The following is a 16,608-nucleotide window of genomic DNA, read 5'->3' on the forward strand; positions in this document are numbered from 1 at the left end:
CGGGTTCTTCCTTTCAGTCTTTCAGGCTGGCCATGTCGATGACAAAGCGGTATTTGACGTCGGCCTTGAGCAGGCGCTCATAGGCTTCGTTGATGTCCTGGATGCGGATCACTTCGACCTCTGACGTGATGCCGTGCTCGCCGCAGAAATCCAGCATCTCCTGCGTTTCGGCGATGCCGCCGATGAGCGATCCGGCCAGTGCCTTGCGCGCGAACACCAGCGGCGCGGTGTTGAAAGCGTCCAGCGGGCCCAGGTAGCCGACCATCACGAGGGTGCCACCGACCGCCAGCGTGGGCACGTAGGGGTTGACGTCGTGCTCGTAAGGCACGGTGTCGATGATGAGATCAAAGCGCCCCGCCACCGCCGCCATCTGCGCTTCGTCGGTGGAAATGACGATGTGATCGGCGCCCAGGCGGCGCGCGTCGGCCTCCTTGCCGGGCGAGCGGCTGAGCAGCGTCACCTCGGCGCCCAGCGCCTTGGCCAGCTTCAGGCCCATGTGGCCCAGGCCCCCAAGGCCGACGATGGCGACACGGCTGCCCGGGCCCACCTTCCAGTGGCGCAGCGGCGACCAGGTTGTGATGCCCGCGCACAGCAGCGGCGCGGCGGCGGCCGGATCCAGCGTTTCGGGCACCTTCAGGACGAAATCCTGGCTGACGACGATTTTTTCGCAATAGCCGCCGTGCGTGCGCGAACCATCGACTTTGTCGATGCCGTTGTAGGTGTAGCTGGCGCCGTTTTCGCAGTACTGCTCCCAGCCCTTGCCGCACGAGGCGCAGTGCTGGCAGGAATCGACCATGCAGCCCACGCCGACGCGGTCGCCCGCCTTGAAGCGGCTGACAGCCGAACCGGTGGCGATCACGCGCCCGATGATTTCGTGCCCGGGCACCATGGGGTACTCGGCGTTGCCCCAGTCGTTGCGCACGTTGTGCAGGTCGGAGTGGCAGACGCCGCAGTAATCGATCTCGATGACGACGTCGGTGTCGCGCGCGCTGCGGCGCTCGAACTCAAACAGGCCCAGTCGGCCGGTGGGGGAATGGGCCGCGTAGCTGCGAACGGGGTAGCTCATGGAAACTCCTTGAAACAGAATTCTGGAAAAAGACAAAGCGGAATGGATGATGACCCGATGGGCGATTCAGCGGGCGGGCACGGCCAAAAGCCCGTCCGGCGCAGGGCGGCGCACCATCGTCAGCACCACGACCAGCGCCAGCCCCAGCAGCCCGGCGCTAACGGCCAGACAGGTGGACACGCGGTGCGCCAGATCGGCCGCAGGGGCGGCGTCCGGGTGGCCGCTGGCGGCAAACACCACCACCAGCATCGCCAGGCCCAGCGATCCGCCGAGCTGGTGCGCGGTGTTGACCAGGCCCGAAGCGGCGCCCGCGTCGCGCGGCTGCACACCCGCCACCCCGGCGACAGTGAGCGGGCTGAGGCTCAGCCCCTGGCCCACGCCCAGCACCATCATGGGCAGGGCGACGTGGCTGAAGTAGCCTGAATCCGGGCCGATGCCCGCCAGCCAGGCCATGCCCAGCGCCGTCACCGCCACACCCACGGCCAGCAGACGCTCGTGGCCAAAGCGGCGTGTCAGCGGCGACACCATCATGGCCGCCACAAACTGCACGCCGGTGGCGGGCAGGAAGGCCAGACCGGCCTGCAGCGGCCTCATGCCCAGCACGCCCTGCAGGTACTGCGTGGTGTAGAACCAGAAACCCACCACCCCGGCCAGATACAGCATGCGCGCCAGGTAAGCGCCCGAGCGCGCCCGGTCGGCCAGCAGGCGCAGCGGCAGCAGCGGCTGGGCCGCACGCGACTCCTGGACAAAAAAGCCCGCCAGCAGCAGCACGCCCGCCAGCAGCGGCAGCAGGCTGCCTGCTGTCTGCCAGCCGGTTTCAGCGGCCTCGACCAGACCATAGACCAGCGCCAGCATGCCCAGCGTGGACAGCAGGGCACCCAGCCAGTCCAGCCGTCCTCCCGCATGACCCGTGCTGGGCGCATTGCGGGGCGAAGGCACCCAGCGCAGCGCCCCGGCGATCAGCAGCAGACCGATCGGCGCGTTGATGAAAAAGCCCACGCGCCAGGACAGCAGATCGGCCAGAACGCCGCCCAGCACCATGCCCGCGCTGGCGCCCACGCCCGCCGTGGCGCCGTAAAGGCCCAGCGCCCGCGTGCGTCCCGGCCCTTCCGGGAAGTAGACCGACAGCAGCGCCAGCGTCGCCGGAGCCAGCACCGCCGAGCCCAGGCCCTGCAGCGCCCGGCCCGCAATCAGCATCGCGGGCGAGGTGGCCAGACCCACCATCAGCGAGGCCAGCACGAAAACTGTCAGGCCGCCGATGAAAAGCGGCTTGCGCCCGAACAGATCGCCCGCCCGCGCCCCGGCCATCAGCAGGCCGCCGAAGGTGAGCGTGTACGCGGTGTGCACCCAGGACAGCCCGGCGGGCGTGAAGCCCAGGCTCTCGCGGATGCGCGGCAGGCCGGTGATGATGATGGAAATATCCAGCACGATCATCAGATAGCTGGCCAGAACCAGCAGCAGGATGCGCGGGGCGACAGGGTCTGTCGCGGGCGCAGAAGAAGAGGAAGGATGTGTCATGGAGCGCGACTGTATAAGCTGCCATGGCAAGCCACTAGCCCACGAACACTTGCACCGGCATCAAGGAAAAGTTGATACTGGCGGCCGGATGCCTTCACCGCCCTGCTGTTTTCCCGCCGATCTGACCATGCCCAGCCCCCCTTTCCGCGCCATCGCCACCTTCGCCAGAGCCGTCGAGCTGGGCAGCATCCGCCAGGCCGCGCTGGCCCAGGGGGTGACGCCGCAGGCCGCCAGCCAGGCCATCGCCCAGCTGGAACAGCATCTGGGCGTGCGCCTGCTGCACCGCACCACGCGCCGCCTGGCGCTGACCGAAGAAGGCCAGCGTTTTCTGGAGCGCACCCAGCCCGCGCTGGCGGCGCTGGACCGGGCGCTGGCGCTGGCGCGTGAAACCCGCGACGAGATCGCCGGGCCATTGCGCATCGTCGGCCCGCGCTCGTCGTTCGCGCCGCTGCTCATGCCGCTGCTGGACACCTTCTGCCGCAGCCACCCGGACATCCAGCCCGACGTGCAGCTGGACGACGGTCTGGGCGACTGGGTGCAGGACCGCGTCGATGTCGGCTTTCGCATCGGCGCTTCGCCGCAGAACGACGTGATCGGGCGGCGGCTTTTCCCGGTGCAGCTCATCGTGTGCGCCGCGCCCGCTTACCTGGCGCGCCACGGCGTGCCGCGCCATCTGGACGATCTGGTCCGGCACCGCTGCAGTGTGTTTCGCCATCCGGCCACGGGGCGGGTGTCGCCCTGGTATCTGCAGGTGCAGGGCGAGGTGCAGCAGCACCATGTTGAACCCGCCTTCGCCACCAACGACACCGAGCTGGAACTGGCCGCCGTGCTCTCGGGCCAGGTGCTGGGGCAGCTGGCCAATTTCTCGGCCACCGCGCACATCCGCAGCGGGCGCCTCGTGCCCGTGCTGCCGGATCACGTGAGCCAGCCTTTTTCGCTGCACCTGTACTACGGCAGCCGCACCGATCTGCCGCGCCGCGTGCGCGCCTTCATCGATCTGGCGGTGGAGCGGCTGCAGGACAGCGCGGAGGTCGTGATGTCGCGGGATGAGCTGGCAGCGGCGTCAGACGGTCAGTCCAGGGGCAGGCACATCAAGTCCTGCGCCACCACCACCGGACCCGAATAGCGCTGGCGGATGATGGCCAGGCTCTCGTCCAGAGCGCTCAGGCTGGCGGCCATCAGATGCGTCAACACCAGCTTTCTGGCGTGCGTCGCGGTCGCAAAATCCGCGATCTGGGACGGAACCGCATGAAGCTGCCGGGCCCCCGGCCCCGCCTCTTCGGGCAGCGCCAGCGGGAAAACCAGCAGGTCGGCATTCATGGCGATCCGGGCCAGGCGCGGATCCTGGGTGTTCTGGTCGCCGCTGAAGACCATTTTGTAAGGCCCCACCTCAATGGCATACCCCACCGAGGGCACGCGGCCATGGGGCACACCCACCGCCTGGACGCGAACATCGCCCTTCGAAAAGACCTGGGTGGCCGTGGCTTTGCGGGCATCCACTTCGGTGGGCTCCAGCGAGAATTCCTGGCCCTTCCCGTCCAGGAAACCGGACAGATAGCGGTAAACCCCTTTTTTCGGGCCCAGCATCCCGTTCAGAAACCCGTTCAGGCCCGGGAAAATCGCGTTGCTTGAAGGCCCGAAAACCGGCAGATTGCGGTTTCTTTCGATGAAGAAGGCGCTTTTGACCAGGGCCGGAAAATCGGCCGAATGGTCGGTATGAAAATGCGTCAGCGCGACGAAATCCAGGTCTTCTATCCGGGCCCGGGCTTCCCCGAAGCGCAGGAATATGCCTCCGCCCGCGTCGATCAGGGCGACGGATTTACCGTCCCGCCAGATCAGATTCCCGGTGCTGGCCCGCGCATCATCGGCCACCGGGCCTCCGGAACCCAGAATCTGCACGCTGACCCCCTCGCGCTGGGCGCAGGCCGTGTCGTCGGCCCGGGCCAGCCCAAGGCCTCCCGACAGAAGGGCGATGGCAAGGGCCAGGGGCAGTTTCATGATCAGAGTCCTTCTCGCAAAACCCGAATGGGCTTAAACCGGCGCAGTGTACTGCGGCGGATTGGCATTTATCACCGACATCGGCTTGCGGCCGAAAGTCCCTGACAGGCGCAAAAACCGCTGGCCTGCTATTGTCACAAGACCATGACGCCGCCCGCCTCCGCCACCCTGCCGCTCGACATGCCCGCTTCCGCTGCAGGCCAATCGGACGTGCGCGGCTCGGTCGCGGTCGATCTGGGCGCACCGCGCTGGCAGCAGATGCGGCGCTTTGCGGGCCCGGGGCTGCTGGTGGCCATCGGCTACATGGATCCGGGCAACTGGGCAACCGACATCGAATCGGGATCGCGCCTGGGCTACGCGCTGCTGTGGGTGGTCGTGGCGTCCAGCCTGGGAGCGATGGTGCTGCAGCTTCTGGCGGCGCGCCTGGGGCTGGTCACCGGCAAAGACCTGGCGCGACACAGCCGCGAGCGCTATGGCCCGCGCGTCTGGCCGCTGCAGTGGCTGGGCGCGCAGGTGTCCATCGTGGCCTGCGACCTGGCCGAGGTGCTGGGCGGCGCGCTGGCCTTCAAGCTGCTGCTGGGCGTGCCGCTGCTGTGGGGCGTGGCGCTGACCGCCGTGATGACGGTGCTGGTGCTCGGCCTGCACGGGCGCGGCGTGCGCCAGCTTGAAGCCGTCATCATCGCCCTGCTGGTCTGCATCATGGGCAGTTTTGCCGTGCAGCTGGTGCTGACGCCGCCCGACTGGGCCGCCGTGGCGCTGGGTCTGGTGCCGACGCTACCCAGCCTGCCCGTTGCGGGAAGTGCAGCCGGAAGTACAGTGGGAAATACAGCGGGCAGCCACCACGCGGCGCTGGTGCTGGCGCTGGGCATCGTGGGCGCGACCATCATGCCGCACAACCTGTATCTGCATTCCTCGCTGGTGCAGACACGCCACGCCGCGCCCACTGGCGCGCCGCTGGACCTGGCGCAGCGCCAGCAGCAATTGCGCAAACTGCTGGGCCTGGCGCGCTGGGACACGCTGATCTCGCTGGCAATGGCGATGGCGGTCAACGCGGCCATCCTGATCCTGGCGGCGGCGGCCTTCCACGCGCCCGGCCAGGTCGTGGTCAGCGATCTGGCGCAGGCCTACGAGCGCCTGCTGCCCATCGCAGGCGGCGCTGCGGCGCTGCTGTTTGGTCTGGCGCTGCTGGCGTCGGGCCAGAGCTCCACACTCACCGGCACGCTGGCCGCGCAGATCATCCTGGACGGATTTCTGCGTCTGCGCTGGCCCGCCTGGGTGACGCGGCTGCTGACGCGTGCGCTGGCGCTGGTCCCGGCCGCGCTGGGCGTTTACTGGCTGGGCGATGCGGCGGTGGGCGATCTGCTGGTCTGGAGCCAGGTCGTGCTCAGCCTGCAGCTGCCGATGGCGATGTGGCCGCTGATCCGCCTGTGCAGCGAGCGGCGCACGCTGGGCGAGTTCACCATCTCGCGCTTCAAGCAGGCGCTGGCCTGGGGCATTTTTGCGCTGATCTGCTCCGCCAACGCGGTGCTGGTGGTGGGGCTGTTTCGCGGCTGAGCAGCTTGCTTCAGCGGGGCTTCATCGGGGCTTGAGCTGGCCTTGTTCCGCAACGGGCAGAAGCCCCAGCGCCAGCGCGTGCGGCCGGTCGCTCTGCTGCTGCGGGCGGATTCTGTGTCAGGGTGAGCTGCCCTATCGCAAAGACTTCTATTTTTTAATGTAAAAAATCAATTTACGGCATTCTTATTTTCCAAGCCTTTGAATTTGCTGGGGGCGCCAACCCGCGCTGACAACAAAATCACGGCGCTGTTTCGCCCAAGGGACAGCCGGGCGATGCGTCCCCTGCGGCTGAGGGGCAGAGTCACCGGCGGGCCGCCGTATCATGCGGCTCGGGCAACATCGCCCGAGTTCCACCTGGCCTGGAGGCCCTCATGGCAAATTCCGCTCTCTCGTTCCTGCGCAGACTCGTGCTTCCTGCGGCCCTCGTGGCGCTGACAGCCGGCCTGATCCCCAGCGCCTGGGCGCTGGATGTGAACAGCGCGACCAAATCCGAACTGGACGCCATCAAAGGCATCGGCCCCAAGATCAGCCAGCGCATCGTCACCGAGCGCAAAAAATCCGCTTTCAAAGACTGGGCCGACTTTCAGGCGCGGGTGTCGGGCATCGGGCCCAAGGTGGCCAAAGACCTGCAGGGCCAGGGCCTGACCGTGGGTGGCGGCATGGCCATGGCGGCGAAACCGGCAGCTCCTGCCGCACCGGCTGCAGCGGCCAAGCCCGCAGCGCCCGCCATGGCCGCCAAACCAGCGGCTCCGGCGGCCCCGGCCGAGGCCATGAAGAAGTAATTGGCCCTGCAGAATCCGACGGTTTTCTGACCCGGACGCCGCAGGGCCGCCGGGTTTTTTCTTTGCTTCTTGCTCCGCAGGTGGCCTGATTGATTCCAGATTCCTCCGCCAACCCCCAGACTGCGGACGCCAGCCCAGCCGCAGCACCGCACAGCCCCGTTCCCGCCGTCTGCGTGCGCGGCCCCGACCGGCCCGACCTGCTGCGCGACGAAACCCTGGCCGACATTTTTGAAGCAACCGCCGCCCAGCGGCCGCACGCCACGGCGCTGGTCTGCGGCGCCACGGGCCGCACACTGACTTACGCCGATCTGGACGAGCTGTCGGCGCGCGTGGCGCACCAGCTCATCGTGCGCGGCGTGCGCCCGGGGCACATCGTCGGGCTGTGGCTGCCGCGCGGGCTGGATCTGCTCATCATGCAGCTGGGCATTGCCCGCGCGGGCGCCGCCTGGCTGCCTTTTGACGCCGACGTACCAGTGGACCGCATTGGCGTCTGCGTGGACGATGCCCAGGCGCGCGGCCTGGTCTGCGCGCCAGAAGCGCTGCCGCTGCTGGACGGCCAGCCCTGGCCGCGCTGGTGCAGCGCCGATCTGCTGCAGCCCCCCGCCGACGGCGCGCTGCTGCGCCGCGAAGGCCAGGCCGGGAGCGATCCGGCCTACGTCATCTACACCTCGGGCTCGACGGGCAAGCCCAAGGGCATCCTGATCCAGCAGGCCAGCATCTGCCACTTCCTGCGCAGCGAGAACGCCGTGCTGGGCGTGCGCGGCGACGACACCGTCTACCAGGGCTTTTCGGTGGCCTTCGACATGTCGTTTGAGGAGATCTGGATCTCCTACCTGGTCGGCGCCAGCCTGTGGGTGGCGCCCAAGGAACTGGTCACCGACCCCGACGCCCTGCCGGCCGCGCTGGAACGCCATGGCGTGACCGTGCTGCACGCGGTGCCCACGCTGCTGGCGCTGTTCAGCCGCGACGTGGCCACGCTGCGCATCGTCAACATGGGCGGCGAGATGTGTCCCGACGCCCTGGTGGCACGGCTGGACCGCGAGGGCCTGGAGATTTTCAACACCTACGGCCCGACCGAAGGCACGGTGTCGGCCAGCCTGGCGCGGCTGTCGCGCGGCGAGGCCGTGACCATCGGCCGCCCGCTGCCCAATTACGGCATGACGGTGCTGGACGACCAGCAGCGCATGCTGGCCCAGGGCGAAACCGGCGAGCTGTGCCTGTTTGGCCCAGGCGTCGCCCAGGGCTATCTGGGCCGCCCGGATCTGACAGCGGAGAAATTCATCCCCAACCCCTGGGCGCTGTCACCGCAGGAAGACCGCCTGTACCGCACGGGCGATCTGGCGCGCATCACCGAAACCGGCGAGGTGCAGTGCCTGGGCCGCGCCGACGACCAGATCAAGATCCGCGGCTTCCGCGTCGAGCTGGGCGAGATCGAGGCCGCGCTGTGCGAGCAGCCCGGCGTGGGCACCGCCGCCGTGCTGGTGCGCCAGATCAGCGGCGTGGACCAGCTGGTCGCCTGGCTGGTGCTGGAGCACGAAGCCGCGCCTGATGGCAGCGGCGAGGTGATCGAGCGCCCCAGCGCCAGCCTGCTGCGCGCTGCGCTGCGTGCGCGCCTGCCCGAGTACATGGTGCCCGCGCGCTACGAGGTCGTTGCCAGCCTGCCGCGCCTGCTGTCGGGCAAGATCGATCGCAAGGCGCTGCGCGCGCTGGAACTGCCCGAACTGGCCGCCGAGGCCGGAGCCAGCGACACGCCAGTGGGCGAGGCCGAAACCCTGCTGTTTGGCGTGCTGGGCCAGATCTTCCCTGGGCAGGCGCTGCGCCGCGAGCTCGACTTTTTCAGCGATCTGGGCGGGCATTCGCTGTTTGCGGCGCGTCTGGTCTCGCTGCTGCGCGCCGACCCGCGCTGCGCCATGATGACGGTGCAGACCGTCTACCAGAGCCGCCAGATCGCCCGCCTGGCGCAGGCCGTGCAGGACGCGATGGATGCCATGAGCGCCATGAACGCGGCCCAGGCGCCCGGCGAATCGCCGCCCGCCTTCACCGCCAGCCCGAACAACAGCGCCTGGCGACGCTGGCGCTGCGGCCTGGGCCAGCTGCTGGCCCTGCCCATGCTGGTGTCCATCACCATCCTGCAGTGGCTGGCGCCGTTTTTCACCTACCACCTGTACACCGGCGATCCGGGCGACAGCATCCCCGTGGCCGTCGCCCTGGCGCTGGGCGTGTTCGTGGCGGTGCAGATCCTCAGCCTGCTGCTGGCCATCGCCGGACGGCGCCTGGTGCTGGGCCGGATCGCGCCCGGGCGTTATCCGCTGTGGGGCTGGACGTACTACCGCTGGTGGCTGTCCGACCGCCTGGTCAACGCCGCGCCGCTGCACCTGCTCAACGGCTCGGTGCTGATGAGCTACTACCTGCGCGCTGTGGGTGCCCGGGTGGGCCGCGACGTGTCGCTGGGCTCGGTGACGGCGCGCGTGCCCTCGCTGATCCAGATCGATGACGGCGCCAGCCTGGGCGCCGCCGTGCAGCTGGAAAACGCCCGCGTCGAGCGCGGCGAGCTGGTCATCGGCACCGTCCACATCGCCCGCGACGGTATTGCCCTCCAGCACGCAGTAGGAGCCAACATAGCCGTCGCGGGCGCGGGAGATGTTCGAGGCGGCGTTTTTCTCGGTCAGCGCGCTGGCCGTGTCCATGCTGTTCTTCATGCCGCTTTTTCCGACCTTCATGTTCGTGGACTGGCTGGTGCCGGACGACCCGGGCGTGCGCTTCTGGCACGAGGCCGGGCGCTTCATCGTGCTGGCGATCCCGGCCTCAGCCGTGCTGATCGTGCTGACGGCGCTGCTGTCGGCCAGCGTGCGCTGGATCGCGCTGCCGCGCATGAACCCCGGGCGCTACGCCGTGCACGGCAGCATGTACTACCGCAAGTGGCTGATCAACCAGATCCAGGACACCAGCCTGATGACGCTGCACTCGGTCTATGCCACCGTGTTTGCACCGCTGTGGTACCGCCTGCTGGGCGCGCGCGTGGGCCGCAAGGCGGAAATCTCGACCGCCATGGGCGTGGTGCCCGACATGCTGACACTGGGCGACGAGACCTTCATCGCAGACGCCGTCATGCTGGGCGACGACGACGTGGAGAACGGCTGGATGACGCTGCGCCCCACCGTGATCGGCCACCGCAGCTTTGTCGGCAACGGCGCTTACGTGCCCGACGGTACCGTGCTGCCGCCCAATGTGCTGATCGGCGTGCAGTCGCGCGCACCGCAGACCGAGCGCCTGCGCTCGGGCGACACCTGGTTTGGCTCGCCGCCACTGCACCTGCCCGCACGCGAAGTCGCCACCGGTTTTGCCGACAGCCTGACCTTCAGCCCCTCGCGCTGGCGCGTGATCGGCCGCACGGCGGTCGAAACCGCACGCATCGTGCTGCCCATGGCCTACAGCGTGGGCGTGGGTTACGCCATCGTGGGCAGCGTGCTGCCTGTGGTGGACGACGCGCAGGGCATGGGCTGGCTGTGGCTGCCACTCTATCTGGCGCTGTGGGGCGCCATGTACGGGGCGGGCTCGATGCTGGTCGTGCTGGTGCTGAAATGGCTGCTGATGGGCCGCTACCGGCCGGGCAGCCACCCAATGTGGACGCCGTTTGTGTGGCTCAGCGAGGCCGTCACCAATGTCTACGAGACCATGGCCGTCCCGGCCTTTCTGAACTACCTGCGCGGCACGCCCATGCTGCCCTGGGTGATGCGCCTGTTTGGCGCGCACATCGGGCGCGGCGTCTATCTGGACACCACCGACATGACCGAGTTCGACTGCGTGCGCATCGGTGACCAGGCCGAGCTGAATGCGCTCAGCGGCCCGCAGACCCACCTGTTCGAGGACCGCATCATGAAAATCGGCACGGTGGACATCGGCCGGGGCGTGACGGTACGGGCGCGCACCACGGTGCTGTACGACGCGCGCGTCGAAGACGGCGTCCACCTGGGCCCGCTGACGCTGGTGATGAAGGGCGAAACCCTGCCCGCGCACACGCGCTGGCGCGGTTCGCCCGCCCAGCCCTGGCCGCAGGACTGAGGCCGGTGGCAGACGCTCTGGCAACGCTGGGGCTGGATGGACCGCCCTTGGCGCCGCTGATCGCAGCGCGCCTGCCGCTGCGTCTGCCGTTGCGTGTGGCGCTGGATTCGGGCGGCTGGCTGCGCCTGGGCTGGCTGCCCGCCGCCGCGTCGGGCGCTATGGCCGACCGCCCCGCGCTGCGCCAGACGGTGCGCGCCGCGCTGGCCGATCTGCTGGCCCACCCCGCCGTGCAGCCCCCGCCCCCGGCGCCGCGCCGCACGGCGCCCGGGGCGGCCGGGCTGTGGCTGGCCTGGAGCCACCAGGACACGCCGCCCCACCGGGGCACGCTGCTGGGCCTGGCCAGCCAGCCGCTGGGGCTGGACATCCAGCACCGGGGCCTCGTGCCTGCGCCCGAGCGCGCAGGCCTGATCCGCGACTTTCTGGGCGGCGAGCCGCACGCCACACCCTACAGCGCCGCAGCCTTGAGCGACGCCGCCTTCAACCACGCCTGGGTGACGATGGAGGCCTGCGACAAGGCGTTGCGCCGGGGCCTGCGCGAGGCCAGCCCGGCCGCCACGCGCGAACGCCAGCGCTGCCGCACCCGGCTGCTGTCGCCGCAGGAGCTGCAGGGCCTGGGCCTGCCTGCCACAGCAGCGCTGGACGCTGCACTGGCCTGGTGCGACGAGGCGGCAATTCCCCACGAAACCTGGGGTTGAGCCAGCCGAGCCACCCCAGGGAAAACCCTTAGAATTGCGCGATGTCTGCCACCGCTACCCCCTCCGCCCTGCCCGCCCGGCCGCCGCTGTACACGCAGCTGGACCGCAGCATCATCTGGTTCCCGCTGATGCTGGTGCTGTTCGAGTTCTCGGTCTACATCGGCAACGACATGATCCAGCCGGCGATGCTGACCATCACGCAGGAGTACGGCGCGGACAGCGCGTGGGTGCCGACCTCGATGACGCTCTACCTGCTGGGGGGCGCGGTGCTGGCCTGGTGCGTGGGCCCGATGTCCGACCGCTGGGGGCGACGCCCGGTCATGCTGGGCGGCGCGCTGCTGTATGCACTGGCCAATTTCGCCATCCTGCTGGCGCCCACCATCGAGGCCTTCATGGCCATGCGCTTCGTGCAGGGCATTGCGCTGTGCTTCATCAGCGCGGTGGGCTATGTCAGCATCCAGGAGGCTTTCGAGGAAAAAACCGCCATCAAGGTGATGGCGCTGATGGCCAACGTGGCCATGGTCGCGCCGCTGCTGGCGCCGCTGCTGGGCGCGGGCATCCTGAGCCACCCGCTGGGCTCGTGGCAGCTGATTTTCGTGCTGATCGGCGCCATCGCCCTGATCAGCCTGCTGGGCCTGACGCGCGCCATGCCCGAAACCGCCGTGCGCCTGGAGAAGGCCGATACGCTGGGCCAGATCGGCCGCTCCTACCTGGCGGTGCTGCGCAACCGCCCCTTTCTGCTGCTGGCGCTGGCCACGCCGCTGTCCGGGCTGCCGCTGCTGACCTGGATTGCGCTCTCGCCGCTGATGCTGATCCGCGACATGAGCCTGCCCACCTGGGCTTACGGCCTGGCGCAGGTGCCGGTGTTCGCCGGGCTGATCCTGGGCAACATCACGCTGGCGCGCGTCACCGACCGCGTGGTCGTGGGCCGCACCATCCAGTGGGCCATGCCGCTGATGGCCGTGGGCGCTGCGCTGCTGCTGGCCTGCAGCCTGGCGGGCCTGGGCTGCCCGCTGCAGATCAGCCTGCTGCTGGGCGGCATGGCGGTGATCTGCTTCGCGGAAGGGCTGACGTTTGCGGTGCTCTACCGCCTGTCGCTGATGGCCAGCGATGCGCCCAAAGGCGTGGTGGCCGCCGCGCTGTCCATGGGCGTGGCGGTGCTGTACGCGCTGGGCATCGAAGGCGGCAAACTCACCTATGTGGCTTTTGGCCTACCCGGATTCGCGGTGTTCAGTGCGCTGGGCCTGCTGGCCTTCGCTTTCTGTGTAAAAGGCGTGCTGCGCGAAGCCATCGCGGCACGCAGCCTGGACAAGGCCAGCGCCGCGCCCATGCACTGATCGCACGGGCGGCGTCCCCCTCGCGGGACGCGGGCTTGGCGGCGGCGCCTAAAATGGCCGATTGATCTGATCGGGGCCCTCTGACATGCCGTCCGCTGAATCTTCCGCTTTGCCTTTGCTGGCGCTCCCCAGCCTGTCCGGCCACAAACGCCATACCCTGCCCCGCCCGCCCGGTTCGGCCGACGCCGCGCTGCTGGCGCAGTTCGTGCGCCGCCAGGCGCAGACGCTGCAGCAGCCCGGCGCGCGCAAGCCGCTGACGCTCATCATCACCGCCGACCCCGCCGACAGCCAGCGCCTGTCTGGCGAGCTGAATTTTTTTGATCCGGACCTGGTCGTGGCGATTTTCCCCGACTGGGAAACCCTGCCCTGGGACACCTTCAGCCCGCACCAGGATCTGATCTCCGAGCGCCTGCTCACGCTGTGGCGCATGGCCCAGGGCGAGCTGGACGCCGTGCTGCTGCCCGCCACGACCGCGCTGCAGCGCCTGGCACCGCCGTCTTTTCTGGCGGGAACCACGTTCTACTTCCGTCACAAAAGTGCGATTGATGAAGCCGCGTTGCGCGCACAGCTCGTGCTGGCGGGCTACCACCACGTCAACCAGGTCGTGCAGCCGGGCGAATACGCCGTGCGTGGCGGCCTGATCGACATCTTCCCCATGGGCTCGCCGACGCCCTTTCGCCTGGATCTGTTCGACGACGAAATCGACGCCATCCGCACCTTCGACCCCGACACCCAGCGCAGCCTCTACCCCGTGCCCGAGGTGCGGCTGCTGCCCGGGCGTGAGTTCCCCATGGACGAGGCCAGCCAGCAGGCCTTCCGCCGCCGCTGGCGCGAGCACCTCAGCGGCGATCCCACGCGCTGCCGCATCTACAAGGACATGGGCCAAGGCCTGGCCAGCGCGGGCATCGAGTACTACCTGCCGCTGTTTTTTGACGCCACCGCGCCGCTGTTCGAGCACTGTCCGCCCGCCACCACCCTGGTGCTGCACGGCGAAATGGAAGCCGCCCTGACCAGCTTCTGGACGGACACGCGCGAGCGCTTCCGCTTCATGCAGCACGACCCCGAGCGTCCCATCCTGCCGCCGGAGCAGCTCTTTTTGACGGTGGACGATTTCTTCGCACGCAGCCACGATCTGCCCTGCCTGCTGCTGCGGGGCAGCGGCGAAACCGCCTGGGCACGGCCGCTGCCCGACGTGCAGGTCGAGCGCGGACACAGCGATCCGCTGCACCGCCTGCGCCTCTTCCTGAAGGACACGTCGGCGCGCACGCTGCTGGTCGCCGAGAGCGCAGGCCGCCAGGAAAGCCTGCTGGACATGCTGCGCGAGCACGATCTGGCCCTGCCGCCCAGCGGCTCGCTGGCCGATTTCGTGCGGGGCGATCAACCCATGGCGATCACGTCGGGCGATCTGGCCAGCGGCTTTTACCTGCTGGACGAGGCCGATGATCTGCGCGTGGCGCTGATCACCGAGACCGAGCTTTTCGCCGCCAGCCCCAGCAGCCGCCGCCGCAAACGCCAGGAGCAGGGCAGCGCGGTCGAGGCGCTGATCCGGGATCTGTCCGAGCTCAAGCTGGGCGACCCCGTCGTGCATGTGCAGCACGGCATCGGGCGCTACCAGGGCCTGATCAACCTGGACGCGGGCGAGGGGCAGAGCTCCGAGTTCCTGCACCTGCTTTACGCGGGCGACGCCAGCCTGTATGTGCCCGTCAGCCAGCTGCACCTGATCGGGCGCTACACCGGCGTCAGCCCCGAAGAGGCGCCGCTGCACCGCCTGGGCAGCGGCCAGTGGGACAAGGCCAGGCGCAAGGCGGCCGAGCAGGTGCGCGACACCGCCGCCGAGCTGCTGGCGCTCTACGCCCGGCGCGCCGCGCGCGAAGGCCACAGCCACCGCTTTGACGTCGGCGATTACGAGGCCTTTGCCGCCAGCTTCGGCTTCGAGGAAACGGCCGACCAGAACGCCGCCATTCACGCCGTCATCCAGGACATGGTCAGCCCCAAGCCCATGGACCGCCTGGTCTGCGGCGACGTGGGCTTTGGCAAGACCGAGGTCGCGCTGCGCGCTGCCTTTGTCGCGGTCACCGGCGGCAAGCAGGTGGCGCTGCTGGCGCCGACCACGCTGCTGGCCGAGCAGCACTACCAGAACATCGCCGACCGCTTCAGCCCCTGGCCGGTCAAGGTGGCCGAGCTGTCGCGCTTCCGCTCGCCCAAGGAGATCAAGGCCGCGCTGGAGGGCATGGCCAGCGGGCAGATCGACATCGTCATCGGCACGCACAAGCTGCTGTCCAAAGACGTGAAGTTCCAGCGCCTGGGCCTGCTCATCATCGACGAGGAGCACCGCTTTGGCGTGCGCCACAAAGAGGCCATCAAGGCGCTGCGCGCCGATGTGGACGTGCTGACGCTGACGGCCACGCCCATCCCGCGCACGCTGGGCATGGCGCTGGAGGGGCTGCGCGATCTGTCCGTCATCGCCACCGCGCCGCAGCGCCGTCTGGCGATCAAGACGCTGGTGCGCACCGAGAACAGCAGCATCATCCGCGAGGCCATGCTGCGCGAGCTCAAACGCGGCGGTCAGATCTACTTCCTGCACAACGAGGTCGATACCATCGAAAACCGCCTGCAGAAGCTGCAGGAGATCCTGCCCGAGGCGCGCATCGCCGTGGCCCACGGCCAGATGCCCGAGCGCGAGCTGGAGCGCGTCATGCGCGATTTCGTCGCCCAGCGCTACAACGTGCTGCTGTGCTCGACCATCATCGAAACCGGCATCGACGTGCCCAGCGCCAACACCATCCTGATCAGCCGTGCCGACAAGTTCGGTCTGGCGCAGCTGCACCAGCTGCGGGGCCGCGTGGGCCGCAGCCACCACCAGGCCTACGCCTACCTGCTGGTGCCCGACGCGCAGGCCCTGCCCAAACCGGCGCAGCAGCGCCTGGACGCCATCCAGAGCATGGAAGAGCTGGGCAGCGGTTTCTACCTGGCCATGCACGATCTGGAGATTCGCGGCGCGGGCGAGGTGCTGGGCGATCACCAGAGCGGCAACATGATGGAGGTGGGTTTCCAGCTCTACAACGACATGCTGTCGCAGGCGGTCGAGGCGCTCAAGCGCGGCGAGGAGCCCGACGTGCTTAACCCGCTGTCCATCGCCACCGAGGTCAACCTGCACTCGCCCGCCCTGCTGCCCGACAGCTACTGCCCGGACGTGCAGATTCGGCTCTCGCTCTACAAACGCCTGGCCAGCGCCAGCCAGCCGCACCACATCGACGCGCTGCTGGAAGAAATCACCGACCGCTTCGGCAAGCTGCCGCCGCAAGGCCAGGTGCTGCTGGACAGCCACCGGCTGCGCGTGCTGGGCCAGCCCTATGGCGTGCTGAAAATCGACAGCAGCCCCGGCGTGACCACGCTGCAGTTCAAGCCGCACCCGCCCATCGACCCCATGGCCATCATCACGCTGGTGCAGAAAAACCGCCACATCCAGCTCTCGGGCAACGACAGGCTGCGCATCACCCGCACCATGGACCAGGTCGACGACCGCGTGCGCTTCATCCGCGACGTGCTGCGCTCGCTGGGCCAGCCGCTGACCACGGCGGCGGCCGTCCACTGAG

At 68.8% G+C, this 16,608-nt stretch carries 10 protein-coding genes and 1 pseudogene; 8 read left to right on the top strand and 3 right to left on the bottom strand.

Features of this window, described 5'->3' with window-relative positions:
- Positions 1-13 precede the first annotated feature (13 nt).
- Positions 14-1,066: an NAD(P)-dependent alcohol dehydrogenase gene (locus RV045_RS05880; protein ID WP_423234845.1), complete on the bottom strand. Its 1,053-nt coding sequence runs from the start codon at positions 1,064-1,066 to the stop codon at positions 14-16.
- A 66-nt stretch (positions 1,067-1,132) separates the two neighbouring features.
- Positions 1,133-2,584: an MFS transporter gene (locus RV045_RS05885; protein ID WP_423234846.1), complete on the bottom strand. Its 1,452-nt coding sequence runs from the start codon at positions 2,582-2,584 to the stop codon at positions 1,133-1,135.
- 127 nt (positions 2,585-2,711) lie between these two features.
- On the opposite strand from RV045_RS05885, the gene RV045_RS05890 reads away from it, so the two are divergent.
- A complete protein-coding gene (locus tag RV045_RS05890) occupies positions 2,712-3,710 on the top strand; it encodes a LysR family transcriptional regulator (RefSeq protein WP_423234847.1) in 999 nt (332 codons plus the stop codon).
- On the opposite strand, the gene RV045_RS05895 is transcribed toward RV045_RS05890, so the two are convergent.
- Positions 3,656-4,582 carry an MBL fold metallo-hydrolase gene (locus RV045_RS05895; protein WP_423234848.1) on the bottom strand — a complete coding sequence of 309 codons (927 nt, stop codon included), beginning with the start codon at positions 4,580-4,582 and terminating at the stop codon, positions 3,656-3,658. The genes RV045_RS05890 and RV045_RS05895 overlap by 55 nt on opposite strands.
- Positions 4,583-4,726: 144 nt before the next feature.
- Between RV045_RS05895 and RV045_RS05900 the strand changes: the two genes are divergently transcribed.
- The 7 genes and pseudogenes from RV045_RS05900 to mfd all read left to right on the top strand — a co-directional run bounded on the left by RV045_RS05900 (position 4,727) and on the right by mfd (position 16,607).
- Positions 4,727-6,136, top strand: a complete 1,410-nt coding sequence (locus tag RV045_RS05900) for an Nramp family divalent metal transporter (protein WP_423234849.1) — start codon at positions 4,727-4,729, stop codon at positions 6,134-6,136.
- 371 nt (positions 6,137-6,507) lie between these two features.
- Positions 6,508-6,918 (top strand): ComEA family DNA-binding protein, encoded by a 411-nt coding sequence (locus RV045_RS05905; protein ID WP_423234850.1) that lies wholly within the window; start codon positions 6,508-6,510, stop codon positions 6,916-6,918.
- Positions 6,919-7,091: 173 nt separating this feature from the next.
- Positions 7,092-8,540, top strand: a pseudogene (locus RV045_RS05910) (amino acid adenylation domain-containing protein); the annotation flags it as partial.
- A gap of 1,063 nt (positions 8,541-9,603) precedes the next feature.
- The gene (locus RV045_RS05915; protein WP_423234936.1) at positions 9,604-10,980 is read left to right on the top strand and encodes a Pls/PosA family non-ribosomal peptide synthetase; all 1,377 of its coding nucleotides are present in this window, start codon (positions 9,604-9,606) and stop codon (positions 10,978-10,980) included.
- Between the two features lie 5 nt (positions 10,981-10,985).
- Complete coding sequence (locus tag RV045_RS05920) at positions 10,986-11,675, top strand: hypothetical protein (RefSeq protein ID WP_423234851.1); 690 nt, start codon at positions 10,986-10,988, stop codon at positions 11,673-11,675.
- 41 nt (positions 11,676-11,716) lie between these two features.
- Positions 11,717-13,012: an MFS transporter gene (locus RV045_RS05925; protein WP_423234852.1), complete on the top strand. Its 1,296-nt coding sequence runs from the start codon at positions 11,717-11,719 to the stop codon at positions 13,010-13,012.
- A gap of 85 nt (positions 13,013-13,097) precedes the next feature.
- Complete coding sequence (gene mfd, locus RV045_RS05930; RefSeq protein ID WP_423234853.1) at positions 13,098-16,607, top strand: transcription-repair coupling factor; 3,510 nt, start codon at positions 13,098-13,100, stop codon at positions 16,605-16,607.
- Position 16,608 lies beyond the last annotated feature (1 nt).

Origin of the sequence: Amphibiibacter pelophylacis (assembly GCF_037688875.1) — a bacterium.
GTDB classification, from domain to species: Bacteria; Pseudomonadota; Gammaproteobacteria; order Burkholderiales; family Burkholderiaceae_C; genus Amphibiibacter; species Amphibiibacter pelophylacis.

Bases quoted from the DNA above. Each gene is read 5' to 3' on its own strand.
- RV045_RS05880 (WP_423234845.1), bottom strand. From the start codon at position 1,066: ATGAGCTACCCCGTTCGCAGCTACGCGGCCCATTCCCCCACCGGCCGA.
- RV045_RS05885 (WP_423234846.1), bottom strand. From the start codon at position 2,584: ATGACACATCCTTCCTCTTCTTCTGCGCCCGCGACAGACCCTGTCGCC.
- RV045_RS05890 (WP_423234847.1), top strand. From the start codon at position 2,712: ATGCCCAGCCCCCCTTTCCGCGCCATCGCCACCTTCGCCAGAGCCGTC.
- RV045_RS05895 (WP_423234848.1), bottom strand. From the start codon at position 4,582: ATGAAACTGCCCCTGGCCCTTGCCATCGCCCTTCTGTCGGGAGGCCTT.
- RV045_RS05900 (WP_423234849.1), top strand. From the start codon at position 4,727: ATGACGCCGCCCGCCTCCGCCACCCTGCCGCTCGACATGCCCGCTTCC.
- RV045_RS05905 (WP_423234850.1), top strand. From the start codon at position 6,508: ATGGCAAATTCCGCTCTCTCGTTCCTGCGCAGACTCGTGCTTCCTGCG.
- RV045_RS05915 (WP_423234936.1), top strand. From the start codon at position 9,604: ATGCTGTTCTTCATGCCGCTTTTTCCGACCTTCATGTTCGTGGACTGG.
- RV045_RS05925 (WP_423234852.1), top strand. From the start codon at position 11,717: ATGTCTGCCACCGCTACCCCCTCCGCCCTGCCCGCCCGGCCGCCGCTG.
- mfd (WP_423234853.1), top strand. From the start codon at position 13,098: ATGCCGTCCGCTGAATCTTCCGCTTTGCCTTTGCTGGCGCTCCCCAGC.